The 23,598-nt window shown below is 61.4% G+C and carries 35 protein-coding genes; 5 read left to right on the top strand and 30 right to left on the bottom strand.

From position 1 onward, the window contains the following. Positions 1-35 precede the first annotated feature (35 nt). Positions 36-866 carry a nucleoside triphosphate pyrophosphohydrolase gene (mazG, locus tag VC352_RS08710; protein WP_322979185.1) on the top strand — a complete coding sequence of 277 codons (831 nt, stop codon included), beginning with the start codon at positions 36-38 and terminating at the stop codon, positions 864-866. Between the two features lie 119 nt (positions 867-985). Then, entirely contained in the window at positions 986-1,525 is a 540-nt protein-coding gene (locus VC352_RS08705; RefSeq protein ID WP_322979184.1) for a DUF2058 domain-containing protein, read from the top strand. 7 nt (positions 1,526-1,532) lie between these two features. Here the strand turns inward: VC352_RS08705 and VC352_RS08700 are convergent, their stop codons facing one another. Together VC352_RS08700 and VC352_RS08695 are read right to left on the bottom strand one after the other, a co-directional pair. Beyond that, entirely contained in the window at positions 1,533-1,808 is a 276-nt protein-coding gene (locus VC352_RS08700; protein WP_322979183.1) for a Rho-binding antiterminator, read from the bottom strand. Positions 1,809-1,895: 87 nt separating this feature from the next. Next, the gene (locus tag VC352_RS08695; RefSeq protein ID WP_322979182.1) at positions 1,896-3,227 is read right to left on the bottom strand and encodes an OprD family porin; all 1,332 of its coding nucleotides are present in this window, start codon (positions 3,225-3,227) and stop codon (positions 1,896-1,898) included. Between the two features lie 241 nt (positions 3,228-3,468). On the opposite strand from VC352_RS08695, the gene VC352_RS08690 reads away from it, so the two are divergent. Together VC352_RS08690 and VC352_RS08685 are read left to right on the top strand one after the other, a co-directional pair. Beyond that, positions 3,469-4,599, top strand: coding sequence for a DUF5610 domain-containing protein (locus tag VC352_RS08690; protein WP_322979181.1), 1,131 nt, complete (start codon positions 3,469-3,471; stop codon positions 4,597-4,599). Positions 4,600-4,646: 47 nt separating this feature from the next. Continuing rightward, positions 4,647-4,883, top strand: a complete 237-nt coding sequence (locus VC352_RS08685) for a glutaredoxin family protein (RefSeq protein WP_322979180.1) — start codon at positions 4,647-4,649, stop codon at positions 4,881-4,883. Between the two features lie 93 nt (positions 4,884-4,976). Here the strand turns inward: VC352_RS08685 and VC352_RS08680 are convergent, their stop codons facing one another. The 26 genes from VC352_RS08680 to VC352_RS08555 form a co-directional block, all read right to left on the bottom strand. Continuing rightward, positions 4,977-5,522 (bottom strand): DUF4406 domain-containing protein, encoded by a 546-nt coding sequence (locus VC352_RS08680; RefSeq protein WP_322979179.1) that lies wholly within the window; start codon positions 5,520-5,522, stop codon positions 4,977-4,979. Beyond that, the gene (locus VC352_RS08675; RefSeq protein WP_322979178.1) at positions 5,519-6,025 is read right to left on the bottom strand and encodes a hypothetical protein; all 507 of its coding nucleotides are present in this window, start codon (positions 6,023-6,025) and stop codon (positions 5,519-5,521) included. Before VC352_RS08675 ends, VC352_RS08680 begins: the two co-directional genes overlap by 4 nt. Beyond that, complete coding sequence (locus VC352_RS08670; protein WP_322979177.1) at positions 6,022-6,177, bottom strand: hypothetical protein; 156 nt, start codon at positions 6,175-6,177, stop codon at positions 6,022-6,024. Before VC352_RS08670 ends, VC352_RS08675 begins: the two co-directional genes overlap by 4 nt. Continuing rightward, positions 6,177-6,587 carry a hypothetical protein gene (locus tag VC352_RS08665; protein WP_322979176.1) on the bottom strand — a complete coding sequence of 137 codons (411 nt, stop codon included), beginning with the start codon at positions 6,585-6,587 and terminating at the stop codon, positions 6,177-6,179. The genes VC352_RS08670 and VC352_RS08665 overlap by 1 nt, the downstream gene beginning before the upstream one ends. Beyond that, complete coding sequence (locus VC352_RS08660) at positions 6,584-7,147, bottom strand: hypothetical protein (protein ID WP_322979175.1); 564 nt, start codon at positions 7,145-7,147, stop codon at positions 6,584-6,586. Before VC352_RS08660 ends, VC352_RS08665 begins: the two co-directional genes overlap by 4 nt. Beyond that, positions 7,144-8,130 carry a hypothetical protein gene (locus VC352_RS08655; protein WP_322979174.1) on the bottom strand — a complete coding sequence of 329 codons (987 nt, stop codon included), beginning with the start codon at positions 8,128-8,130 and terminating at the stop codon, positions 7,144-7,146. The genes VC352_RS08660 and VC352_RS08655 overlap by 4 nt, the downstream gene beginning before the upstream one ends. A gap of 145 nt (positions 8,131-8,275) precedes the next feature. Continuing rightward, positions 8,276-8,641, bottom strand: coding sequence for a VVA0879 family protein (locus VC352_RS08650; protein ID WP_322979173.1), 366 nt, complete (start codon positions 8,639-8,641; stop codon positions 8,276-8,278). Further along, positions 8,638-9,063, bottom strand: coding sequence for a hypothetical protein (locus VC352_RS08645; RefSeq protein WP_322979172.1), 426 nt, complete (start codon positions 9,061-9,063; stop codon positions 8,638-8,640). The genes VC352_RS08650 and VC352_RS08645 overlap by 4 nt, the downstream gene beginning before the upstream one ends. Continuing rightward, a complete protein-coding gene (locus VC352_RS08640) occupies positions 9,060-10,670 on the bottom strand; it encodes a DNA cytosine methyltransferase (protein WP_322979171.1) in 1,611 nt (536 codons plus the stop codon). Before VC352_RS08640 ends, VC352_RS08645 begins: the two co-directional genes overlap by 4 nt. Then, positions 10,667-11,500: a phosphoadenosine phosphosulfate reductase gene (locus VC352_RS08635; protein ID WP_322979170.1), complete on the bottom strand. Its 834-nt coding sequence runs from the start codon at positions 11,498-11,500 to the stop codon at positions 10,667-10,669. Before VC352_RS08635 ends, VC352_RS08640 begins: the two co-directional genes overlap by 4 nt. After that, on the bottom strand, positions 11,497-14,010 hold the full coding sequence (locus VC352_RS08630; RefSeq protein ID WP_322979169.1) for a DNA methyltransferase: 2,514 nt from the start codon (positions 14,008-14,010) through the stop codon (positions 11,497-11,499). The genes VC352_RS08635 and VC352_RS08630 overlap by 4 nt, the downstream gene beginning before the upstream one ends. Next, positions 14,007-14,258, bottom strand: a complete 252-nt coding sequence (locus tag VC352_RS08625; protein ID WP_322979168.1) for a hypothetical protein — start codon at positions 14,256-14,258, stop codon at positions 14,007-14,009. Before VC352_RS08625 ends, VC352_RS08630 begins: the two co-directional genes overlap by 4 nt. A gap of 2 nt (positions 14,259-14,260) precedes the next feature. Further along, positions 14,261-14,473 (bottom strand): Arc family DNA-binding protein, encoded by a 213-nt coding sequence (locus tag VC352_RS08620; RefSeq protein ID WP_322979167.1) that lies wholly within the window; start codon positions 14,471-14,473, stop codon positions 14,261-14,263. Then, positions 14,466-15,479 carry a nucleoid-associated protein YejK gene (gene yejK, locus VC352_RS08615; protein WP_322979166.1) on the bottom strand — a complete coding sequence of 338 codons (1,014 nt, stop codon included), beginning with the start codon at positions 15,477-15,479 and terminating at the stop codon, positions 14,466-14,468. The genes VC352_RS08620 and yejK overlap by 8 nt, the downstream gene beginning before the upstream one ends. 28 nt (positions 15,480-15,507) lie before the next feature. Then, positions 15,508-16,428: a recombination-associated protein RdgC gene (gene rdgC, locus VC352_RS08610; RefSeq protein ID WP_322979165.1), complete on the bottom strand. Its 921-nt coding sequence runs from the start codon at positions 16,426-16,428 to the stop codon at positions 15,508-15,510. Positions 16,429-16,438: 10 nt separating this feature from the next. Next, entirely contained in the window at positions 16,439-16,852 is a 414-nt protein-coding gene (locus VC352_RS08605; RefSeq protein WP_322979164.1) for a hypothetical protein, read from the bottom strand. Between the two features lie 15 nt (positions 16,853-16,867). Further along, positions 16,868-17,362 carry a zinc-finger-containing protein gene (locus tag VC352_RS08600; RefSeq protein ID WP_322979163.1) on the bottom strand — a complete coding sequence of 165 codons (495 nt, stop codon included), beginning with the start codon at positions 17,360-17,362 and terminating at the stop codon, positions 16,868-16,870. A 10-nt stretch (positions 17,363-17,372) separates the two neighbouring features. Then, positions 17,373-17,957: a 3'-5' exonuclease gene (locus VC352_RS08595; protein WP_322979162.1), complete on the bottom strand. Its 585-nt coding sequence runs from the start codon at positions 17,955-17,957 to the stop codon at positions 17,373-17,375. A 73-nt stretch (positions 17,958-18,030) separates the two neighbouring features. Further along, positions 18,031-19,689 carry a YqaJ viral recombinase family protein gene (locus VC352_RS08590; RefSeq protein WP_322979161.1) on the bottom strand — a complete coding sequence of 553 codons (1,659 nt, stop codon included), beginning with the start codon at positions 19,687-19,689 and terminating at the stop codon, positions 18,031-18,033. After that, positions 19,686-20,348: an ERF family protein gene (locus VC352_RS08585; protein WP_322979160.1), complete on the bottom strand. Its 663-nt coding sequence runs from the start codon at positions 20,346-20,348 to the stop codon at positions 19,686-19,688. Before VC352_RS08585 ends, VC352_RS08590 begins: the two co-directional genes overlap by 4 nt. A gap of 11 nt (positions 20,349-20,359) precedes the next feature. Then, positions 20,360-20,593, bottom strand: a complete 234-nt coding sequence (locus VC352_RS08580; RefSeq protein ID WP_322979159.1) for a helix-turn-helix transcriptional regulator — start codon at positions 20,591-20,593, stop codon at positions 20,360-20,362. A 100-nt stretch (positions 20,594-20,693) separates the two neighbouring features. Further along, entirely contained in the window at positions 20,694-20,837 is a 144-nt protein-coding gene (locus tag VC352_RS08575; RefSeq protein WP_322979158.1) for a hypothetical protein, read from the bottom strand. Next, entirely contained in the window at positions 20,830-21,099 is a 270-nt protein-coding gene (locus VC352_RS08570; protein WP_322979157.1) for a hypothetical protein, read from the bottom strand. Before VC352_RS08570 ends, VC352_RS08575 begins: the two co-directional genes overlap by 8 nt. Continuing rightward, a complete protein-coding gene (locus tag VC352_RS08565; protein WP_322979156.1) occupies positions 21,092-21,244 on the bottom strand; it encodes a hypothetical protein in 153 nt (50 codons plus the stop codon). The genes VC352_RS08570 and VC352_RS08565 overlap by 8 nt, the downstream gene beginning before the upstream one ends. Further along, positions 21,241-21,600: a hypothetical protein gene (locus VC352_RS08560; protein ID WP_322979155.1), complete on the bottom strand. Its 360-nt coding sequence runs from the start codon at positions 21,598-21,600 to the stop codon at positions 21,241-21,243. The genes VC352_RS08565 and VC352_RS08560 overlap by 4 nt, the downstream gene beginning before the upstream one ends. A gap of 180 nt (positions 21,601-21,780) precedes the next feature. Next, a complete protein-coding gene (locus VC352_RS08555; protein ID WP_322979154.1) occupies positions 21,781-21,990 on the bottom strand; it encodes a hypothetical protein in 210 nt (69 codons plus the stop codon). Between the two features lie 92 nt (positions 21,991-22,082). Here VC352_RS08555 and VC352_RS08550 point away from each other — a divergent pair, with 92 nt between their 5' ends. Continuing rightward, complete coding sequence (locus VC352_RS08550; protein WP_322979153.1) at positions 22,083-22,343, top strand: hypothetical protein; 261 nt, start codon at positions 22,083-22,085, stop codon at positions 22,341-22,343. A gap of 126 nt (positions 22,344-22,469) precedes the next feature. On the opposite strand, the gene VC352_RS08545 is transcribed toward VC352_RS08550, so the two are convergent. Further along, positions 22,470-22,844, bottom strand: coding sequence for a hypothetical protein (locus VC352_RS08545; protein ID WP_322979152.1), 375 nt, complete (start codon positions 22,842-22,844; stop codon positions 22,470-22,472). A gap of 46 nt (positions 22,845-22,890) precedes the next feature. Continuing rightward, positions 22,891-23,364 (bottom strand): helix-turn-helix transcriptional regulator, encoded by a 474-nt coding sequence (locus tag VC352_RS08540; RefSeq protein WP_322979151.1) that lies wholly within the window; start codon positions 23,362-23,364, stop codon positions 22,891-22,893. Between the last annotated feature and the right edge of the window lie 234 nt (positions 23,365-23,598).

The raw sequence follows: 23,598 nt of genomic DNA, 5'->3' as shown, positions 1-23,598 counted from the left end.
ACTTGCAGCGTGCGGCATGCCGCTCAGGAGCTCTTATGTATCAACTCGACGACCTGCTGCACCTGATGGCGCGCCTGCGTGATCCGCAATACGGCTGCCCCTGGGATCTCAAGCAGACCTACGCGAGCATCGTACCCTACACCCTGGAAGAGGCCTACGAAGTCGCCGATGCCATCGAGCGTGACGACTTCGAACACCTGCCGGGCGAGCTGGGTGACCTGCTGTTCCAGGTGGTCTATTACAGCCAGTTGGCGCGGGAGGAAGGGCGTTTCGACTTCGCCCGTGTCGTCGACGCCATCACTGCCAAGCTGGTGCGCCGCCATCCCCATGTATTCCCCGATGGCGACCTGTACGGCGCGCCGGATGCGGCGAAGCTGGAAGAGGCTGCGATCAAGCAGCGTTGGGAAGAGTTGAAGGCCGAGGAGCGTGCCGAGAAGGCCGCTGCGCCCGAGCAACTGTCGCTGCTCGATGACGTGCCCAGTGCGCTGCCGGCGCTTTCGCGCGCCGCCAAGCTGCAGAAGCGCGCGGCGCAGGTCGGCTTCGACTGGCCCGAAGCCTTGCCGGTTGTGGACAAGGTGCGCGAAGAGCTGGATGAAGTGCTCGAAGCCATGAGCGAGAACGATGCCGAGGCGGTGACGGAGGAAATCGGCGATCTGCTGTTCGTTGTCACCAACCTGGCGCGCCACCTCAAGGTCGACCCGGAGGCAGCATTGCGGGCGGCCAACGGCAAATTCGAGCGACGCTTTCGTTTCATCGAGCAGCGGGTGCGTGAAGCGGGCCGCAGCGTGGAAGGCTGTTCGCTGGAAGAGCTCGATACCCTCTGGGGCGAAGCGAAGAAGCAGGAAAAGCAGGCGCCCGGCTGTTGAGCGGGCCATGGGCTGGCTTCCGTACTGGAGCCCCGGCGTCTTAGCCCTTATGCTGGGCACCTTTCATGGTGGCGCCCCTGGCGCCGCCCGGTCTGAATCAAGTGTGGGATCGTTAAGTCATGGGTCTTTCCCTGCGCGACCAGCTGCTCAAAGCCGGCCTGGTCAATGAAAAACAGGCCAAGCAGGCCGGCAAGCAGCAACAGAAACAACAGCGTCTGGCCAAGAAGGGCCAGGCCGAACTGGACGACTCCACCCGCCAGGCTGCTCTGCAGGCGCAGGCCGAGAAGGCTGCTCGCGATCAGGAGCTGAACCGCCAGCAGCAGGAAAAGGCCGAGCAGAAGGCGCGCGCCGCACAGGTCAAGCAACTGATCGAGCGCTCCCGCCTGCCCAAGCTGCAAGGCGAGGACTACTACAACTTTGTCGACGACAAGAAGGTCAAGCGCCTGGCGGTCAATGCGCTGATGCGCAACAAACTGTCCAATGGCTGGTTGGCCATCGTCCGCCATGGTGGTGGCTACGAGGTGATTCCGCGTGAGGCGGCAGTGAAGATCCAGGAGCGCGACCCGTCGCGCATTGTCCTGCTCAACACCCATGTCGAGACGCCGGATGCCGACGATCCCTACGCCGCGTACCAGATACCCGATGATCTGATGTGGTGAGTGCGCTTTAGCAGCCAGGGCGGTTCAGCAGCACGCGGCCAAAGCGGGCGCCGGCATCCTGCGGGGTGATGGCCAGTATTCGATCCAGGCGCAAACGCTGCTCGCCGCTGCTGGTCAGCACGTGCAGGTACTCTTCCTTGCTCGCCGTGGTTTCGGTGGTCAGGGCCTGGCCCAGCAGGCTGTTGCCGTCGACCAGTTCGATCAGCAGCCGATAGCGGTGCATGCAGGCGATCTCCAGATGGTCGTAGAGATCGCAGGCCAGCGGTTGATAGTTGTGTTCCATTGCGGCGCCTCCGGGGTTTCCCGAGCTTAGTCCACTGCCATGAAAAAGGCCCGCTGCGCCGAGCGGGCCTTTGTGCGAGTGCGGCGTTTACATCAGTGGCAGGGTGTAGCTGACGATCAGGCGATTTTCGTCCAGATCGTTGCCGAAACTGGAGCGTACCGTGGCGTTACGCCATTTGATGCCCAGGTTCTTCAGTGGGCCTTCCTGGATCACGTAGGTGATGTCGGTGTTGCGCTCCCATTCCTTGCCTTCGTCGCGATTGGCGCCCAGGTCGACGTTGTCACCGCTGATATAGCGGGTCATCAGGCTCAGGCCGGGGATGCCGAGACCGGCGAAGTTGTAGTCATAGCGCGCCTGCCAGGAGCGTTCGTCCTTGAAGGCGAAGTCACTGATCTGCACGAAGTTCACCAGGAAGGCGTCTGTACCGTTGATGTAGGCGAACCCGGTGTCGCCGCTCATCTTCTGATAACCCAGGCCGAAGCTGTGGTAGCCCAGGCTGTAGGTGAACATGGCGCCAAGGGCCTTGTTGTCGACGTTGCTGGAACCATCATCGGTCGAGCGGGCGAAACGCAGGTCGCTCTTCAGCGATTGCTTGTCACCCAATGGCAATACGTGCACCGCGCTCAGGTAGTGTTGCTTGTAGAAGTTGTCCAGCGCGCCGTAGTGGTAGCTGGTGGTGAGGCTGTCGTTCCACTTGTAGCTGAGGCCGCCGAAGTTGAATTCGTCGCTGGTGGTGCCGCCGCGATAGGTGATGTTGCGTGCACCGCCTGCGCCGGTGCTGGCGTTACGGCTGTTGGTGACGAGCATGACCTCGTGATCGGACGAGTCGCGTTGGTTGACCCGGTTGAGCCGACCCAGATCGACGTTCAGCCCGCTGAGTTCCGCCGAATTCAGCCAGCCGCCCTGGAAACTCTGCGGCAGCAGGCGTGAGTCGTTGGACATGACCACCGGCAGCTTGGGCATCAGGGTGCCGAGCTTGAGCGTGCTGTTGGATACCTTGGCCTTGGCGGTCACGCCGAAATCGCCATAGCTGTCCTGGGCTCGGCCGGTTTCCCGGTCGAGTTGCAGCAGGCCGGTGCCGCTGGTGCCTCGCCCGGAGTCGAGGCGCAGGCCCAGCGTGCCGATGGCATCGACGCCGAAGCCAACGGTGCCTTCGGTGTAGCCGGACTCATAGCGCAGCAGGAAGCCCTGTGCCCACTCTTCGGATTTGCTGCGGTACTCGGTGGGGCTCTTGCCGGTCACCGCGGGCGGGTTGGGTTGGCCTAGATCCTGACGGAAGTCCCGGTTCATGTAGAAATTGCGCAGTTCCAGGGAGGCCTTGCTGTCCCCGATGAAGTCGGCGTGAGCCATGCCGGGCAGGGCAAAGCTGGCGCCCAATGTGGCGAAGGCCACGGCGCGGGCGAGGGGCGTCTTGCTCATGGTGTGGGTGTCTCCTCATTATTATTGTCATTGGTCTTTTTGTGACCATTCGGTTACGGCGCATGAAATAAAGCACCTGCATGACGAGGCGACTGTAAGACTTTAGTCGTGCCGCTTTTCCTTCAACCATGCCGAGCGGTCTAGGCGGCACTATCGGCTTCGCGACCGTTGGTCAGCCTCGACTAAAGTCTGCCTCCTGGCTGCCGTTAACCCCGGCAGACCTTCTCTTGGGACTGCCGCCATGAACACTCTGGGCTCACTCAATCCTTCCGCCTCGCGCTTTGCTCAGCTCGGCCAAGCTCAGGCTGCGCGCACGGCCAGTGCCGATGCACAGGCGACGCTGGCCAACCGCCTGGCGGACAAACTGGGCTTGCAACCGGGTGCGCTGAGCGGCAAGCAGGCGGATTACAGCCCCGAGAAGGTGGCCGAGCGGGTTCTCGGCTTCGTCGAGCAGCGTCTGCAGAGCGAGGCTGCCGCTGGAGCCGATCCGGACAAGCTGGGCAAGCTCTTGAGTCAAGCGCGCGAGGGCGTGGAGAAGGGCTTTGCCGATGCGCGCAAGATTCTTGATGGCATGGGCGTGCTGAAAGGTCAGGTCGCCAGCGATGTCGACGCCACCTACGGCAAGATTCAGAACGGGCTCGATGATCTCGGCAAACGCTTCGGTCAGGAGGCTGCGCCGGCTACCTCCGGCTCGCTGGCTGCGGCGGCGTACAGCGAGCGTTTCAGTGCCCTGGCAGAAACCTTCGACATGCAGGTGACCACGCGCGACGGTGACAAGCTGCGCATCTCCGTGGCGCAGGCTTCGGCGAGTTGGTCGCAGAGCAGCGTGTCGGCCGCCAGTGATGGCCGTAGCAGTGTGGTGTCGGCCAGCAGCCAGTCCGGCAGCTTGCGCATCGGCGGTTGGCAGGTGGATGTCGAGGGTGAGCTCGACGACGACGAGGTCAAGGCACTGGAGAAACTCTTCGGCCAGGTGCAGGAGCTTTCGGACAAGTTCTATGCCGGTGACCTCACTGGTGCCTTCGACCGCGCCATGTCGCTGAACATGGATGGTGAGCAACTGGCATCCATGTCGCTGCGTCTGACCCAGACCAGTGTGCGTCAGGCAACCGATGCCTATGGCGCAGTGGCGGGGCAGGGCAGCAGCGCCGTCAATGGCGATCTGCAGTCCTATGCGCAGAGCCTGCTCGATGCGCTGCGCAGTGCCAGTGATCTGACCGGCAACGCCGGCAGCATGCTGAAGGAGTTGCTCAAGGGAGGCTTCGCCCTCGACGATCGTTTCGATCTGCCGCGCCTGGAGAAGGCGGACGCGCTCAACAACAGCCTGCTCGATGGCCTCTCGTCGCTGTTGCCGGTACAGCCTGACGAGCGCTGATCTGACCGATGTTAGACTGCGCGCCCAGTCAATGCGGAGCTGCGCTCATGACGCCGGAATGCCAACTGCTAGGTACACCAGGTTGCCACCTCTGCGAGGTGGCTGAAGCCGTTCTCATGTCGTTCGTGGAAAATGGTTTGCTGGTCGAGCTGATCGATATTGCCGAGCAGGAGGCGATGGTCGAACGCTATGGCCTGCGCATTCCCGTGTTGCGTCGCTGCGACACTGGTGCGGAGTTGGACTGGCCCTTCGACGGTACGCAGGTGGCCGATTTTCTGCGTTGAGAAAATCCGGGCAATAAAAAACCCGCCGGTTAGGGCGGGTTTTCTGATTTGGTCGAGAGACAGGATTCTAACGGTCGCCTGTGAGGCCTGTCGTTATTGGGCTGGTGCGGTTTCCTGAAATTCTGGCATACCAATAGGCATACCATTTGCCTTTTCGGCCATTTTGCCGTTCGTCGGCTCGATGATTTTTGCAGCCGGCATGATCATCATCCGGAGGCGTACCGCCTCCTGCCTTTCGCGCAGCGCTCCGCGCGACTCCGACCATCCCGGTAGCAGGGCGATCGTGTCGCATGTGGCCATCTGCGGGATGCACACGGCCATGTATGCCTCCCAGCTATCCTGGGCCGGGTTCTCGGCGGGGTTCTCGACGTGGTACCCGAGGGCGCGCAGGCGAGCGGCCTCGGCGTGAAACGCCGGATAATTGAACTCGGGCAGGCCGGTCATCGGCCCGCTCAGGTATATCCGCCGTGGCTCGTTTCTTGGTGCTGGGCCGTCCGCCTTGACGTACTCGCTGCAGATCACCACCGCGTCGGTACCGTCATGGCTGTGAACAGGCATCGTGTGGAAGGGTAGCGCGCTGCAGTCTTCCCAGAGCTTGGTGCAGGCACGGCAACGGCCGGCTTTGGGTTGGTAGTTCATGGCTTGTCACCTGCGATGAATGCAGCGCGCCTCTGTTGAGCGGCCAGGCGTCTGATGGCCTTTCGTTCCAGTTCGACGAGCGCGTAATGCTCAATGGCTCGCAGAACCTCGGGGGTCGACCGGGGAAGCCTTGGCGCTTTACCTTCGATGTACGGAGGCCACTCGCCACGTTCTGCCGAAGGGTGCGACCAGTCCCTGGCAAGGTCGTCGAATCGGCTGCGCACCAGATGGCGCATGTGCTCCCAGGCAATCGCGCCATCACCCTCTGCACCATCCGGGCCGTAATCTGTCCAGCAGAAGAAAGGCGTCCGCTGCAGGGTGAGCATCGAGCCGAGGCGGACTGACTCGCGATCACGCCACCGGTTTCGGTGCGAGATTTTCCGGCTGGTGCCTTTCTCGGTCAGCTCGACTGCGCACGGCCCGTCGATATCGACGCTGTAACCCAGCGCTTCGGCATGCACGGCAATTCGCTTGCTCAGCTTCTTCATGATGCGAGGGTTCATGCTTTGCGCTCCTGTTGCCGGCGCATGGCCTGGCGCTTCTTCGAGCACTTCTGGTGGCCACCAGCACTGCGAGGGCGCAGGCAGATATCGCAGGTGGCGTTCCAGTCGTAGACGGTGGGGCGGTAGAAGGATGGATCGTTGGTTGGGCACATCACGACACCTCCACAGCCTTGCCGTGCTCCGGGCAGTCGTGCGGATGGCCGCATTCCTCGCACTGGTCGCAGTGCTCGCAGAGCGGATATTCACCGTCATACTCGGCCAGGTTGCAGTTGGCGCAGCGTGAGTCTCCTTCGATGCTCCAGCCCATTTCACGCAGCAACTTGTCGTCACCGATAACGCGGGGGTTGGTGATCCCGTACTTCGCAGCCAGGCCGTCGTGCTCGGGCTGGTGCTTCACCGACATATCGAAGTACTGGCCGTCGCAGACGGCCTTGATCTCTGATCCGTCGCGCCACAGCAGGGGCTTTGCCTCTTTGTGGCTATACGCAAAGCAGGCCTCGACATAGGGGTATTCGTCCGGGTACCGGTGGCCTGCGAAGTAGCAGCGCAGTTTCTTGGTCATGGCTGCTTGCTCCCGGTCAGAACATCGCTGACGATTTCCCACAGTTGCGCCGGCGACCACTGGTAGCGATCGAAATCGCCATCAGGGTCTATGCCGATCAAGCAGGTGGAGTGCGCGCCTTGCTGGCCTTCGAAGGTCTTGGTCATGACGGTGGCCACCTTGCCGTCGCCACCTGGTTCGGTTCGGTGGAAGTCATACGCGCGCATGTTGTAGGTGCAGCCGGGATGGCAGGAACTACGCCATTTCTCGATCATCCGCGCTTCGCCGTCCGTAACCCATGGGCGCCCGCCGCGCGCAGTGCGCGGCCCTTCGTGCAGATAAAGGACGTGGGTCGGGTCGCCCAGCTTGGTGGCGTCGAACTCGATGTTGATCTGTTCGCCGACCAGTACGCGCGACGAGAACGAGAAGCGATGGTTGTGGATCGCCGAATGCTCGAAGCAGTGGCGGCGCGGCAGTTCAGGGTGCCAGACGTGCAGACGCTGGTCGGCCGGTAGCTGAACCTGCACAAAGCCCAGGCCGTGCAGGGTGATTTTGTCGGTCATAACGTCATCGACGATCATGGCTGCTGCTCCTGCAGGGATTGGTAGAGCGCTACAACAGTGGCGACCGCTGCCTCTGGCGTGGCACCTTCGGCGCGCGCCAGGGGTTCGGCCTCGCTACCGTAAAGGTCGGCATGCCACTGGCCTTCGTGCTCCGGAGTAATGGCGATGCGGTACCTGCGGATCAGTTCGGACATGGATTGTTGATCCGGCTCCAGGCCGGAGCGGTGCGCGGCAAGGGCAGCCTTCGCGATCGATCCATCCTCAACGCTGGCGGTGCCTGCTTCATCGTGTAGGAAGTTCACCGGCTCGCCGCTACAGGTATCCCAAGCGTCTGGATCAGCCAGTAGCAGATGATCGCCATTGGCGTAGTACTTCAGTGCCTCGATCAGGCCGCTCACGTCTTGAAGGTCAGCGGCCTGGATAGCGCGTTGGCACTGCTCGCGCATGCGAAGTGCGGCGTTGTAGCCGTCCATCCAACTGTCGTCGATCGCGCCTTCTGGTTGCTCAGGCATAACCGGCATCGGTAGTTCGATTGCCAGTTTTTCGGCCAGCTTGTTTTCCAGATGCTTGCAATGCTGCAGCAGGTTGTCGCGATGCTCGGTGAGTTCTTCTGCCAGGCTCTCGAAGTGCTCAAGCGGCGTGAATGGCGAGCGGATGACGTCGAAGCGAAGCCCCAGCTTGCCGACGTGCTCCTTGAACATTTCCGCCAACTCGGCGGCCTGGCTGTCGGCGGCTTCCTTGGAGATCATCGGGTGCAGTTCTCCAGGGCCTACGCTGTGAACCACCCACAGGTCGGGCTGCTCCATGGCCAGCAGTTCCTTCATCGAGGACAGCAGCTTGTCTTTCTCGACGCGCTCGAGTTGGTCGCCGAACTCGACAACATCCAGCAGGCGCGATAGTGCTTTGCTGGAGACTTCCACGAATGGTTCGCACGGCTCTGGGCGTTTCCCCATGAGCAACGCCGCATGCGCGGGATGGATGGGTTTCATCTGTTCGGTCATCACCGGGCAGTCCGCCGTAGTGTGATCCGTGTGTCCTGGGCAGTTCGTGCATTGCTTGTTCATAGGTCACCTCGCAGGTGTGGGATACTGTTGGTCTACTGGCCTGGCCGGCGGCATCGGGCAGGGAAGTCCGGCCGGGCTGGTTTCAGGCCTTGGCCTGTTGGTGGGCCTGCGCTTCCTCTGGCGTGACCGGCTCGAAGCGCGGGTGGTGTTTGCCGTCCTCGGTCACGACTTCTAGTTCGTGGGTGCTGAAGAAGCCGCCCAGCGTCCAGTTGCAGCCGATGCCTTTGCCCTTGGTGCCAGCCGGGCTGCCTGCCCCGGTGAAGCGGCCGACGCAGGAAAATCCCAAGTACTTCTCGACGCTGTCGAAATCAGCGCCGGCGCCGGCTGCGATCAGGTCATGCGCGGACTGGACGGTGCTGCACATGGGGCAGCGAAACGCCAGGTGCTCGCGTGGCACGCCCTGGCCTTTCAGGGTTTGGCGGAACTCTTCGAGTTGCATGGTCTTCATTGCTGCTGATCCTTCTTTGATTGGCTGCACCGCGGGCACGGGCATACGCCGATGCGCAGACCGGTTTCGCGGCAGTAGATAGGGGTGTTCATGGCTTGACGTGGCGCCGGTCGTGACGCCTTCGGAAAATGGGAAAGTCGTTCGAGGTGATGGGTTGCGCCTCGTTGAAACTGGGTTGGAAATCCCACAAGAGGAAGCTGTCGAGGTCGTGACAGCAGACTGTGGGCGTTACCAACCCAGAGGGCTGATCCTCCATGAAACACTTTCTCCGCGATCTGCTTATCGAAGTCGCCACCCAGTTCCTTGCCGACGTGATCACCTGGCTTTACCGGTGCGCGGCGACCAGTTTGGAGTGCGGCGCAATGTGCTGCAGTCCAGGGCTGCTCTGATGCCTGGGCGCTGTTCTGCTTGCGGCGGCTCATTGGGCACGCTCCAACTCGCGCTGAATGCGCCGGCCGATCCAGCGAACAACAGGCACCGCCTTGCTGTTGCCGATCGCTTTGTAGCGAGGCCCGTCGGCATCCTTGACGTACCAGCGCTTGCTCTTCTTCGCCTGGCGGATATCAAGGCCGTCAGCAAGGCATTGCTCCGGCGTTTCGGCGGCATCCATCCTCCGCCAGCCGTCCCAGGTTGGGATCAGCGTGTAGTCGTCGGGGAAGCCCTGCAGGCGCTCGCACTCGCGCGGGGTGAGGCGGCGGACGGCAGAAGAAACCAGAGCTGGTGGGTGTTGGCTGGCGGATAGCGTATGGCACGGATCACCAGGCTGAGGATTGCTGCGGCAGGTAGGGCAGGTGATCTGGGTGGTGTCGAAGGCAATAACGGCGTTTTCTTGGCCGTGGTTTCGGCCCAGTGGGTGCGCCTGATCGTTGAGCACGTCGGGGTCTTGCGTGCCGTGCACCACAAGATGGCTATGGCCGTGGTTTGCGTCCTGCCCTGAGCAACCTTGTAAACGCCCATAGCTGGCATCCAGGGTGGCGGCCACGATGAAATGGCCAGCCGCTGCTCCTTCAGGTCTACCGCCCAATCCTCCGCTGAATGCTTCGCGCGTGAGGGTACCTGCTGTGATAGGAATATCGTCATAGCTGTATCCGCCAGCCTTTTGACCGCCGCCGGCTATGGTCGGAGCAACGAAGAACGTCTCGCTTTCCATATCCATGCGGGTGTCTTTCGCGGTGAGGGTTGCAGCCTGCTCTACCGATCCGCCAAGGCTGTGACCGCCGTAGGCCGGTATGCCAGCAATGACGCTTACGGCCGGGCCTTCATCGCCCTCACAGTTCGGGCAGCCGTAGCTGCCTAACTGCTCGTCGAAGGTGCAGCCGCATCCGCACTGGAGCGCAGGGCGGAAAGGAGCGTGGCCGGTAAGGTCTTGCCCCTGGCCTCGGCGCGGCGGATGATCCCTGCGCACGCCTTCGGACTCAAAAAGTACCGCTGCGGGATCGAACCCTGCTCGAGCACTTGCGACAACGAACACACGGCGGCGTCGTTGGGCCAGGCCGAAATATTGGGCATCCAGCACCCTCCATGCGACTGTTCGGCGGGGGCCATACACACAACCAGCGTCCGTCCATTTTCCCCCTGACGGCTGGAGCGCATCGGATTCGCCCACCAGGGCGCCAAGGAAACACCCGAACGCATTGCCTTTGTCGGAGAGGACGCCGGGGACGTTTTCCCAGACGACAATGCACTCGTCGCCTGCTGGTCGAACATGGTCAACTGCATCTGCAAGCTCCACATATTTGATGGTGAGTTGGCCGCGCGGATCGTCGAGGCCCGCGCGCATGCCGGCGACAGAGAAGGCCTGGCAGGGCGTGCCGCCCACCAGCACATCCGGCGCGGTAATGGTGCCGGCCAGCACCTGGCGGGCCAGCTTGGTCATGTCGCCAAGGTTGGAAACCTCGGGCCAGCGGTAGGCGAGCACCGCCGACGGGAACGGCTCGATCTCTGCGAACCATTCAGCCCGCCAGCCCAGCGGGTGCCAGGCGACAGTTGCGGCCTCGATGCCGCTGCAGATTGAGCCGTAGGTGATCATTCGGCTGATTCCTTGGCGATATCGTCCGGTGCACTACCGTCGTAGCAGCCGCACGGGGGAGGGGTTGGGAAGTCCTGCTGGCGCAGGAAAAAGGCGGACGGGTCGTTGGCTTCTGCCTCGGCCGCGAGCTCGACGAACTCGCCCCAGTTGAGGCGCCGGCCAAGGCCGTTCACGCTGTTGAGGTTGCCGGCGGCCTTCGCAGTGCTCTCGATGTTCAGGGCGCGGATCAGCAGCTCGGGCTCTTCCTTTCTAAGCTGCAGGATCTCGGGCTTGGTCATCGCCGGACAGAAGAAGCACGACGATTTGCCTGGCTGTGGAAGCCCGGCGCGGGCGATCGCTTCCACGCACTCTTCGCGGCCCCATCCCCACTCAAGCAACGGATACTTGTTTACGAACTTGTCGTCTTCGAATGGCTTGCCGCGGTGTGGCTCGTCCATGTCGTAGCCGATCAGTTTCACCACCTTCAGTCCGTTGGCCCACGCCTCCTTTGCCTTTTCCCAGTGGTTCAGCCATTTGGTCTGCGGCTCTTGCTTGAAGCGAAGCGAACAAGTTTTGAACCCGTAGGAAAGCGCAGGAAGTGATGCGCGACGAAGGCAGTCTTCTTCCAGGGTGACGTTGGGTGAGCGGACTACAGTGATCGCTGGGTAGCCGCGTTGAACAAGCCACTCAGAGAACATGTCCCGATACGCATAGGTACGCGAGCGCTCACCGCCAGGATCTGCGCAGAGGATTGCGTCGATCGGCAAACCCAGACGAACCATTTCCACAATCAGCGCGGTGCTGTTGGTGCCCACGCCGTAGGCGACGACGATTGGTGCGCGCTCCGTCATTCCGCACCTTCCTGCTGCTCGGCATCGAGCAGGGCGAAGAGGTCGGGCATGGCCATGTCTTTCTCTGCCGCCTGCAGGTACTGCACGCCGTCGAAGAAATAGCCGGTGTTGAGTTCGCTGGCGCTACCGCGGCGACCGAGCTTCAGTGCGCGATAAGGCACGGTCATCAGGCCGCCAAACGGGTCATGCACCACTTCGCCAGGGTTGGAGTAGCGGTTGATCAGGCGGTCGACGATATCGAACTGGAGAGGGCAGACATGGTTTTGCAAGCCGCGCTGGGTCTGTTGTCCGTTCAGCGTGATCATGCGGTTTACGTCGTGCCAGACCTCGGCATGGTGGCTGCCAGGTGCCAGAGACATGAAGGTCGAGGGAAGGGCGCCGCGCAGTTCCAGTTCCTGGCCAATACGCACGTGAAACTCATAGTTGTAGATGTTGGCCAAGCTGTATTCGGTGAAGGCCTTCGCCAGCTTGTCCGGGCCAAGGGTGGCTAGTTCGTCGGCGGTGAGTTGGCGGTTGCCGCTTGAGCGCCAGAAGGCGTGAGCGTCTACCTGCCACTGAGCGCGGGTATAGTCGGCTTTGTCCTTACGCACCGGCTCGTCGGCGTAACCTTTCGAGCGGTCGGTCTGTGGTTTGTGGAAGAGCAGGATGTACTCGGGGGAGCCGACGCCCATCTTCGTGCCATCCTTGCACTGCTCCGACCAGCCAAGGCGATAGGTCTGGTTGTTCTCGCGTACCACGTCGGTGACTACGGTGATCATGCCCATGTAGTCGAAGCCGTGTTTCATGCCATGAAAAAGCGCCTCGGCATGGAAGGGGCTGACAGTTGGGATGCCGGCACCAGTGACATTGCCGAACAGGATCCTGTCTTTCACGTGGCAGCAGTAGATTCGACCTGGCTTCAAGATGCGCAGCAACTGAGGCGTCAGGAAATCCATCTGCTCCCAGAAGTGAGCGTTGTCCTCGGTATGCCCAAAGTCTTCATAGCAAGGCGTGTATTCGTAGTGATTGGAGAAGGGAATGCTGGTGACGATCAGGTCGACCGAGTTTTCGGCCATGGCCTGGGCCTCAAGCACACAGTCATTGTTCGCTACACGGAACTGGTCGCCACTCACCTCGATGCGTTCAACGCCGATGGTGCGGGCAAGCACGTCCTGCATGGAAAGGCTGTTGAGCCCATGCTCTTTGATGATTGCTGTCATGTTGGAAACCATCTCGGTGTGCTGGCGCCACTTGTCCATGAGCGTGCGCAGTACCTCGCGTTCAGCCTCTGAGTGGATGATGTGAATCTCCACCGGGTGCTGCTGGAGGAAGCGCTGGATCCTGTGGATCGCCTGGATGAAATCGTTAAATTTGAAGCCGATGCCGACGAAGACGGCTTTGTGGCAATGGCGCTGGAAATTGCACCCGCTGCCGGCGATCACCGGCTTGGCGCTGAGGTACTGGAATTTGCCTTCGCTGAAATCGACGATGGCCTGTTCGCGCGCGTCCAGTTCCTGGGCGCCGTAGACGCTGACCGCCTGAGGCAAGGCCTGCTGGATGGCGTGGCGCTCGTCTTCGAGGTCATGCCAGAGGATGTAGTGGCTTTCCGGGTCGGCCTGCAGGATCTCCAGCATCTTGCTGACGCGGCCGGCTAGGCTGTCTCGCTTTTCGGCGCTGGCCTGCTGCACGCCAAGCGAAACGTTCTTGAACAGCAGGGCCTGTCCGTCGCGTTCGGTACCTGCCGCTGCATGGTTGGCCGGAACCTCGTGGAAGATCACCTGCAGCGGCGGCAACTCATAGCCGTCGTCGCTGAAACCGAGGTCGCTCGGGCGCTGCAGGAAGATCGCCCAACTGTTCAGCCACAACCAGAACTCGCGCTCCTTGTGCGGGTAGAGCGTCAGGTTGTTGGCCTTGGTGCTGTCGCGCTGGAAGAAGCGCGTGAGCGCCTGGCCGGTGTCCATGATGCCCAGGAAACCGGCGTAGTGGATCAGCTCCTTGTAGCGGTTAGGGCTGGGCGTTGCGGTGGCAACAAAGCGGTACCTGACGGTAGAGAACAGATCCAGAAACGTCTGGTAGGTCTTCGAGCCGAAGCTGCGCAGCACGCTGGCTTCATCCAGACTCACTGCTGAAAACAGGTTCGGATCAAGCTTGCCGTCGCGGATGCTCTCGTAGTTGGTCAGGTAAAAATCCTGGCCTGGCTCCATCTCTTCAGGGGAGCGGATGAAGCTGAAGGTTACGCCGAGCATTGCGCCATCGCGGCGGAACTCCTGGCGCACGCCGAGCGGTATGCAGATCAGTACCTGGCCGCCGGCATGCTGCTGGATCAGGCGCAGAATCTCGATCTGGATGACCGACTTGCCCAGGCCAAAGGCGGCGAAGATCGCACGGCAACCGCCGCGAACCGCCCAGCGCACGATTGCGCGCTGGTGTGGCTTGAGGATCGGGTTGATATCGCCATCGTCAACCTCGAAGCCTGCGAAGTCGGCAAGGCGGATTTTCCCGCGCAGGAACTTCTCATAGCAGACTGTCATGCCGAGGTCTCCACAGGATGGCCCAGGCACTGGCCATGCTCGCCGTGGTGGTCGCAACTCGGGATCATGGTGAAGCCTCGTTGCGCGCAATCCAGGGCGATGGCTACGGCCTCTTCGCCGGGAATTGGGCGACCGGTACCGCGCTCGCTCAGCAGATCATCCAGGGCGCGCGGTCGGCGCGCCCGGGCGATCACGTAGCTGACGGCAACGCAGACGTGGAAGGTCTTGGCTTTGCTGGTCAGGCTCATGGTTATAGATCCTCCACCCGAGCCTGACCGACCGCTTTCTCAAGGGCATCCAGCAGCAGTTCCTGGCGCTTGGCGCGGGCCAGCTTTTCCTCGATCGCCTGCACGAAGAAGGTATTCATGCTGGTGTGGTCGAGCTGAGCAGCAGCGTCGACACGGGCACGGACGCCATCCGGAAGGCGGACAACGAACTTGTCAGCGGTGCGAGAGTTACCCATGGCGAGCCACCTCGCGCTTGAGCTGGTCGGCCAGTTGCTGCGGTACCTTGCGGATCACCAGTTGGTTACGCGCTTGGTCGAACTCGATAGCGTTGCCCAGCATGTGAGCTTCGAAGCTGATCGACAGGCCATCGGTGCGGCCGGTGAAGCGGCGGAACTGGTTGAGGGTGCGCTTATCCGCCGGGATTTCAGGCGACAGGCCATAGTCCTTGTTGCGGATGAAGTCGTAGAAGGCTGCTGGGCGTTCTTCGTCGATCAGGGCGGCCAGTTCTTCCAGGCTGATAGGCTCGCCAAGCTTGGCCTGGCTGGCGGCGTACCCGACCAGGGTGTTGGTCTTCTCGCGGGCGGACTCTTCCGGCAGATCCTCGCTTTCCACGAAGTCGCTGAACGCCTTGAGCAGGGTGCGGGTTTCGCCAGGGGCGTCGATGCCTTCCTGGCAGCCGATGAAGTCGCGGAAGTAGTCGTAGACGCGGCGACCGCCCTTGCCCTTGATGAACGAGATGTACTGGCGCGAGTTCGGGTTGTTGCGCCACTCGCTGATGTTGATGCGTGCAGCCAGGTGCAGTTGGGTCAGGTCGAGATGCTTGGCCGGTACGACGTCGAGGTCTTCGGTGATCGCCACGCCTTCGCTGTGGTGCAGCAGAGCGATGGCCAGGTAGTCGGTCATGCCCTGCTGGTAGTGGGTGAAGAGGACGTGGCCGCCGATGGACAGGTTGGATTCCTCCATCAACTTCTGCAGATGCTCGACGGCCTGGCGGCTGAAGGCGGTGAAGTCCTGCTGGCCGTCGAGGTAGGCCTTGAGCCAACCGCTGAACGGATAGGCACCAGATTCCTCGTGGAACAGGCCCCAGGCCTTGGGCTTTGCGTTGTAGCTGTCGTTGAGGTCGGCCAGCAGGTTGTCGCGTGCTTGCGAGTCGGGAAGTGCGTGAGAGACGGCATGCAGCACGGAAGGGCTGCCGTCGGGCTTCTTGTCGATCAGATGGATGATGCTGTGACGGATTGGCATGATGGGTTTCCTGTTCGCTGCTGGCTGGTCAGATACCGGTGGGCACTTCTTCGCCGCCCAGGGCGGTGAGCAGTTCGGGTACGAAGTCGCGGAAGGTGCGCATCATCAGGAAGAAGCTGGCGGACTGCTGGGACAGGGCGTCATCGCCGCCGTCCTGCGCGGCCTGGTCGGTCAGCAGGTCTTCGAAGCGCAGGCGCTTGATCTGCAGCTTGTCGTCGATGACGAAATTCAGCTTGTCCTGCCAGGCCAGGGAGAGCTTGGTGGCAAGCTTGCCGGTGGACAGGTGCAACTGGATCTCTTCGCTGGTCAGGTCTTGATGCTTGGCGGCGATGCTGCCGCCCTCGGCGTGGGTGTCGCGGAGGTCGCATTCATCCAGCACGAAGAAGCCTTCGGCCGCCTTCTGCTGCTTGAGCCAGTCGGTCAGGGTGGCGGTGGGGGCGATCTTGACGGTGATGGGGCGCACCGGCAGCGAGCCGATGGCCTCGCGCAGGGTCGACAGCAGATCCTCGGCGCGCTTCGGTGAACTGGCGTCGACGTAGATCAGGCCGGCGACCGGGTCGATCGCTGCATAGGTGCTGGATTTGCGGATGAACGCGCGCGGCAGGAAGGCCTGGACGATCTCGTCCTTGAGCTGGTCGCGCTCTTTCTTGTAGACCTTGCGCATCTGGGTCGCTTCGATCTCGTCGACCTTCTCCTTCAGCGCATCACGCACTACCGAGCCAGGCAGGATGCGTTCTTGCTTGCGGGTGCTGATCAGCAGCATGCCTTCTACGGCGTGCACCAGGGGCGCGTTATCGCCCTTGCCGAGTGGCGCGGCGAAGCCGTAGCTCGACAGTTCCTGGCTGGCGCAGGGGCGGGCGGGCTTGCTGGCCAGGGCGATTTCCAGCGCTTCGGCGGCCAGCTCGATGGCTTGTGTGATGCGGTAAATCAACAGGTTACGGAACCACATGGCGTTTTCCTCAGGCGGCTTTAGGGGCTTTGGTGGCGAACTGGAAACCGTGCGTCGTGGCCATGCGCTCGAGGCGCGCGGTGCCGATCTCCAACTTGCGGGCGGTGGCGTACTTGGAGAGGCCAAGACCGGCCATGGCGCGGGCGCGCTCGACCAGGGCAGGGCTATCCACGACGACGGCGCCGATGGGGCGACCGCCTGCCTTGCGATGGGCCTTGGCGGCTTGTTCGTGGCGGCGGGACTCGGTGATGATCGTCATGTCGGAAGAGCGCCACTGGCCGCTGACCAGCGGGCGCTTCTCGATCGGTGCTTCAATTGCCTGCGCGCCCCGGGCCTGAAACTCGGCCAGCTTGTCGGCCAGCCACTGGCGCTCTGCTTCCTTCGAGGAAGGGGACGGCAGGTTGAGTGTTGTTTCGTGGTGCATGGCGTTCTCCTGGGCTCAGGCCTTGCGGCGGTTGGCGGTGGCCATGAACTGCTGGCAGACGGTTTGGGCCTGGGCGCAGCGCTCGATATCGAACAGGCCGAAATGGCATTCGGATGCCTGGACGCCGAGCTGGCGGGTAAGCCAGGCATAGGCGGCGTCACGACTCATGTGGCCCTCGCGCCAGATGCGGTTGAAAACGGCCTTGCTGCTGTTGCGGGCATTGCGCATGGGCTTGGTGGCCAGCGTGCCCAGAGGCAGATCAGTGCCAGGATGCAGGCCGACGTAGGCGAGACAGTCCATGCAGAGATAGGCGTAAGGCCATTCACCGAACGACTTGCCGTTGTAGATCTCGGAGTTCTCCACCAGGCGCACGCGGTTGCCGCTGCAGCAGTTGCAGGTGGTGGGGATGGGGAATGCGTCCTTGATCTTGAGCAGGCGGCGACGGCTCACTACTGGCAGCGGTGCCGGCGGCACAATGCGTTCTGGGCTGTTGGCGCGAGGATCGATCATGGCTTCGGCCTCAAGCAGCGGCCGGCATGGCCACGCCCTTCAGGGCGAAGTACACGCGGGCGCAGGCAAGGGCATCGGGCATGGCGCGGTGGGCTTCCACCAGGTCTTCGCCAGTGAAGTGCTTGAAGGCCTCGGCCAGGGTCGGGAGCTTCTTGCCGGGCAGGTTCAGCACCGGGCGCGACTCGTAGCAGGTGCAGAACTTGGTAGTGGATTCCTTGAATGCATCGGCCTGTTCTTTGCCGAGGTAGCGGCTGATGGCGATGCGCGCGATACGGTCATCGAAGGTGGCGTTGTGGGCGGCGCGGATGCCGGCGCGGGCATGGATGGCCAGGAAGCCTTCGAGCGCTTCGATTTCCGGGATGCCCTCGTCCATGGCCTGTTCCTGGCTGATGCCATGGATCTCGGTCATTTCCGGCGAGATTTCCCAGCCGTTCGGGCGGACGATCGCCTGGTAGCGGTCGATGATGTTGCCGGCGGCGTCGCACAGCAGTGCGGCGACTTCGACGATGTGAGGTTGGTGGCTGGCTTCGCTGGGCTGTCTCCAGTCCGGAATGCCGGTGGTTTCGAAGTCGAATACGTTGGTGTTCTCGGTCATTTTTGCTTGCTCCGGGTGTAGGAACCCCAACCCACGCCGGATGGCCGGCGCGGTCGGTTATTCAGGGATTGGGTTAGGCGGCGGCTTTCTGGGTCGCTACGCTGTTGATGTGTTGCACCAGGGCGGAACAGATACGCGGCCAGTCGCTGGAGCGGTACAGCACCGCATTGCCCTTGCGATCAACAGCGTCGAAACCAAGCGAGCGCAGGAACTCGGCGGTAACGGTGAAGCCGAGGCTGGCGTTGATGTCGCCGAGCTTGATGCGCTGGCCATCGTCGGCGGTGGTCTGCTGTTTGGCCGGCTGAACTGCTGCAGGTGCAGCGGCTACCGGTTCGGGTGCGGCGGCTGGTTCGACAGGCTGGGCGGCTGCCTGCTGCTCGGCGAACTTGGCGGCTTCGATCTTCTGCAGTTCTTCCTGACGGATGCGCTCACGCTCCTGATCCTGGCGAAGCTGCTCGGCCTGCTTGTGTTCGTTGATGCGGTTGGTGATCACCGCATGCAGGTCTTCGCTGGCCTTGAGCACCAGATGCTGAGCGTCGTGAAACAGGAACTCGAAACCGGCAGCCTGATCACGCAGGGTGGCCAGGTTGTGGTTGATGCCGGTGGCGATAGTGCTGGCTTCTACCTTGGCGCGTGCCAGTTCGGCATCGGCCGAGTCGCGCAGGCTGGTAATGGTCTTCTTGCCCTTGATGGCGCTGGCCACGTCGATGCCTACGGCTGGCATGCGGATCTTGCCGCCGAAGCCGGCTTCGAGGTCGGCGATGTGTTTGCGGAATGCCTCGTTGGCATCCATCACGATCTTGTCGCGGATCTCTTGCTTGCGGTTCTTCACCAGCTTTTCGAGGCGCAGACGTACCTGGCGGACGTCTTCGTTGACGCCATCCATGGTGCGGATGACCGCATCGATATCTTGAGCCTGGCCAAGGATGTGATCCTTGGTAGCCGCGAGACGTGATTCCACATCGTTGCACCATTTGACGGTCAGTTCGGCATCGGCGAAGTCCTGATCGTCCTGCAAGTCGGTGTTGATCTTGCTGATTGCTTCCTGGGCGAGCGTGCGGAAATGGTCGAGGTTGGAGTGCTTGACCATGCCGGTGACTTCGACGTGAATCGCCGGCAGCATTTCCGGTGCGCGGCCGATCTTCTCGACCGGCTTGGCAGCAGGTGCTTCCTGCTCTTCGAGGTCGGCGGCGAACTGTTTCCAGCCTGCTGCCAGGGCTTCAGCGCGGCCGGGCACCGGGTAGTAGTCCATGGACACGAAGTTGGCTTCGGTACCATCGGAGCAGACGAAGATCACTTTCTCGGCGCCAGTGACCAGCAGTTGCTGTTCCAACTGCCAGTAGTAGTGCGCTTCGAGCTGCCCGGCGCGAACCTGGGCGGCCAGCTTCTCGTTCCACAGCTTGTGCTCGAAGAGCACTTTCTCTGCCATGTCCATGCCGTCGAGGCTGGCCAGCAGATTGTCGCGGGAGCAGGTGACCGGGTAGAGGTCTTCGCCGATGCGGGCTGCCAGGATCTCGCGCGCCGCTTCTTCGGCTGCATGGCCACGGTCGAACAGTTCCTGCTTGGCTGCGCTCACGTCCTGGGAAAGGCCGGTTTTCTTCTGGCGCAGCAGTTCGGCGCGGCTCATGTACTTCGAGGCGCCCATCATTGCCGGCGCTTCACTGGCGGTGAAATGGCTGCTGCGCAGTACGTGCCACTCGAGCGAGCCTTGGGTTACGTCATGGATTTTCATGCTTGTGGTTCCTCGGTTTCGAGCGCACGGATCTGTGCGATCTGGTCTTCAGAGAGGGTGTTGCCGCTGCTGACGGTGGAAATAATTCGATCAGCGGTTTTCTGGCCGGAAGTGATCAGGTCGCGCCATTTCGGCAGCATTTCCTGCAGCTTCTTGTCGGAATAGGCGGGCTTGCCGGTGGTGGGTTGCTCCGGCGCCGGTTCGTTCTGCGGTTGCTGGCTGGCTGGCTTACGATCGCCTTCGCCGGCGCCATCACCGTTCTGGTCGAGGTCGTCATCGGCGGCAACGCCGAGAAGGGCGGTCGCTGCATAGCGGCGCAGATAGGTAAGGTGCGCGCCGAAATCCTTGATATCGCCGCTTTGGGGCATGCTGAACTCAATCTCAGAGGTCAAAACGCCGCCGTCTTTGTGGGCGAGCATGGTGATCAGCGAACTGCGATTGTTTGCAGGCTGAATGGTCTGGATGAAGCTGATGCCGTGCTTGGTTAGCGCGGGCCTGGTGCTGCTGAAAACCGCCTCAAGATCCGCATAGCGAAACTCATATTCGCCGTTGGTGCGGGTGCGAATTTTGACGGTGCGATTTTTGGCCAGCGGTGAGTACTCGGCCTGAGCACTGGCGAGGGCGGCATAAAGCAACGCCATCTTGTTGGTCTGTTCCATCTTGCTGGCTCCTACTGTTCTTCGCCATCGGTGGCGGGGTTCATGCGCTTGTTGATCCAGGCCTGTACTTCATTGGCCGAGAAGCAGATGGGAGAGCTGCGCCCGGTGCCCATCAGCTTCCGCTTGGTCGGAAAATCGCCGGCCTCCATCAGTCGGTACACCGATGTGCGTGAGAGGCCGGTTTGTTTCAGCACCTCCGGCAGGCGCATCAAGCGGTCGGCGGGAGGTGTGGCTGTTGTTGTCATGCGTGCGGTACTCCGTACTGAATGAGGGCTGCGGCCAGGCCGATGCCCCAGATAGCGAGCCAGATGGCGAACTGGCGCAGAACTTCGCGAGTGAAGCGGTTCATGCCGGCACCTCGCAGGTGATGAACCAAGTTCCGCGACGGCGGACGGTTCGCTTGATCTGCTGCTGGGGGTGAGTGATGCCGGCGTCGGATACGCGCTGCACGGCCTCGTTAAACTTCCTGGCGGTGATGGTCTTAAGCACGGGCCACCACCTGGGCATCGCCCGAACTGCTCGGCGTGGTCGGCAGCAGGCCGTTACGCTTGCCGATGGCGACGATGTGAGCCTGGTAGTCGTCGAACTCGGCATCGGTGATCAGGCCGGTGGCATAGGCCATCTGGTTCATACCGTCGGCGTATTCCTTGGCCATGGCCTGAATCAGGATCGGTTGATCGACGGTCATCGCCAGCTTGCCGATGGCCTGGGCAATGAGGTGCTTGGCCTTGTTCTTCTGCCACTCAGACATAAGCCACCTCTGCATCCTGCTCGCGGCACTCGGCCAGCCAGGCTTCGTCATCCTCTTGCTCGGCCAGCTCTTCATCGGTGAGCTGGTCGAGATAGTCGGGGTCGCGCGGATCAAGGTTCCGGCGCCAGTTGTTGGCGCGGATCATTGCGGCAGCTCCTGGGCGGCGAACTTCTCGGCAAGAATGCGGCGCTCGATCTCTTCCTCAACGAACAGCGGGCGGCACTTGTCGACGTGCTCAGCCAGCCATTTGTTGGTCATGGCCAGGGCGCCTTTCGCCTGGGTGATGCTGGAAATGCACAGCAAATAGCGAGTGTCGTTGTCGAGGCGGTCAGCGCAGAACTGGGCGAAGGACTCGCACAGTGCCGGCACGCCCTGCTGCAGATCGTTCAGCACGACGCGACGCATCACATCCAGAGTGAGCTTGCGGAGTTGCTCACGCTCCGGAAGGCCCGGATGCGGCAGCGGCTGGGCGCTGTTGATCAGGTTGGGATGCAGGTACATGGTTTGCCTCCGTGTGGTGGCCTTTCGGCTTTGCTTGGAGGCAATTAAACATCGCGTTTATTTATGCGTCAACACTAAATGTTTATTTTGTTTATCTGTGGCATGATCGAGGTCGCTCTGGCTGATCGGCGGAAACAAAAAAGCCCGGCTCTGGGCCGGGCTTGGATGGTGGCTAACAGGCTATTCGCCAGACCTTGCAATCAGCTCGGCCATGGCCTTGGAAATGGTGTCGCTGTTGTCGACGAGAACCTGCAGGTGGTGCTTGATCTGATCGGCGGTATCGACCGATCCGCGCTGCTCAATCCAGATCGCTAATTCTTCAATGGCTGCACCAATAGCGTTCTGGTTCTGGTTGATGCGGTAGAGCAGGGCAAGAAGTGGGTCTTTCATGGCTGCCTCCAGGATGAAGGGTAAAGCGTAGACCGGTCAGGAACGAAAGGCAGAAACGAAAAATACCAAGTACATTTGGAGGCGCCAGCGACATGTCAAAGAAGCAGCAGATTAGCATCGGAGAAAGAAGGGCGATTGAGGCGAGAGTCGAGCGATTGCTACGGATAGCCTTTGCGGCAATTCTGGTGATTGCTCTGGTGGTTCCGGTTGCAGAAAGCGCTTTCGTAACCAGCACCATGGGCAAACTGGTTATGCGGTCAATTGATGCAATTGCTTTGCTGGCGCTGGCCTTGAGCATCAGCAGGGCATATCTCCTTGAGCGCAGGCTTGATGGTCTTCATCGGAGCAGATAGAGCAGCACGGCGAGACCGGCGACCGTAAGTGCCCATAAGAGGATAGCTCTGGTCGCCCACTTCTCGCCCCTGGCGAGTGCATCGAAGAACCTGAACCAGTTCATTCTTGGTCTATGGCGAGATTGCCTATCTCATGCGTTGAAGGATGGCAATTGCGTTATCGCGCTCTTCTATGAAGAAGTAGCTGGCGAAATGGTAAGCATCTTGCCAATTGGGGTGTGCCTGGCTGAAAAAATCCAGGCTATCAACGATCTTGTCTATCACCTCTGGAGTGGGTGTTACAGGCTGGATCAGTCCGTCCAGCGTCATGGCCGTTACGGTGTGGCGGAGCTTATCAATAAGCTTTTCGTAGGCGATTACCCCTTTGTCCCGGCCGAACCATGTTTTCTTGCCGAGATTGTTAGCTGCTCCGGCAAGAGCCATAACCAATTGCGTCAGTGCGTTGTACGTATGTGGCGTTACAAGCCGCATGCGCTCTTCAAGCATTTTATTCCCTGCCATTGGCCTACCTCTGAATATGCCTAATTTCCCTGGTGCAATGAGGTTGCTAGAAGAACATCGCTCCCCAGAAAACGCGCCCGATCACGGTGATTTCATGTCGCTCTATGTCGGCGATGGAGTACTCCTCGTCCGGGTGTTCGTCACGATTGAAGCTGCGAAGGCGTAGGCCGCCGCCGGGGAGGCGGTAGGCCTGCTTAACCCGTAGTTGACCGCTGTGGTTGATGGCGTAAAGGTCGCCGTCGATGATGCGGGTATTGCCAACGTCCACACCGACGGTCGCCCCGTTGCGTAGCACTGGCTCCATGCTGTTGCCGATGATGGTGACACAGCGCGCGTTTGCTGGATCAACGCCTTGGTTTTTCAGGCTGTACTTGCCAAAGCGCAGTCGCCTTTTCGTGTTGACCTCAACGGACATGCGCCCGCTCCCTGCGGCAAGCTCTACTTCTTTGAGAAACGGCACTAGGACTTCGTCATCTGGCAGTGGGGTGTCGTCGTCCCAGGCCTCTATCGGGCCATTCATGACTGCCTCGGCAGCTATCTGGCGAGTTGGAGGGGGGCTTTCAACTGGCAGTGCGCCATCCTCCAGCCATTCCTGACTGACGTTTAAGAGTGCGCAGACTTGTCGCACCTTCCCTTTCGGCACACCGCGAGTCCACCAGTTGTGGATGTTCTGCGGGGCGGGCAGGCCGAGAGAGTTCGCAAAGTCTACAAACGTGATCCCTCTCTCTTCGAGTAGGGAGCGTAGGCGTATGCC

The sequence above is a fragment of the Pseudomonas sp. C11 genome (assembly GCF_034683865.1).
GTDB lineage: Bacteria > Pseudomonadota > Gammaproteobacteria > Pseudomonadales > Pseudomonadaceae > Aquipseudomonas.
The sequence above is the reverse complement of the archived record's forward strand: the minus strand, read 5'-3'. Positions and strand labels throughout refer to the sequence as shown.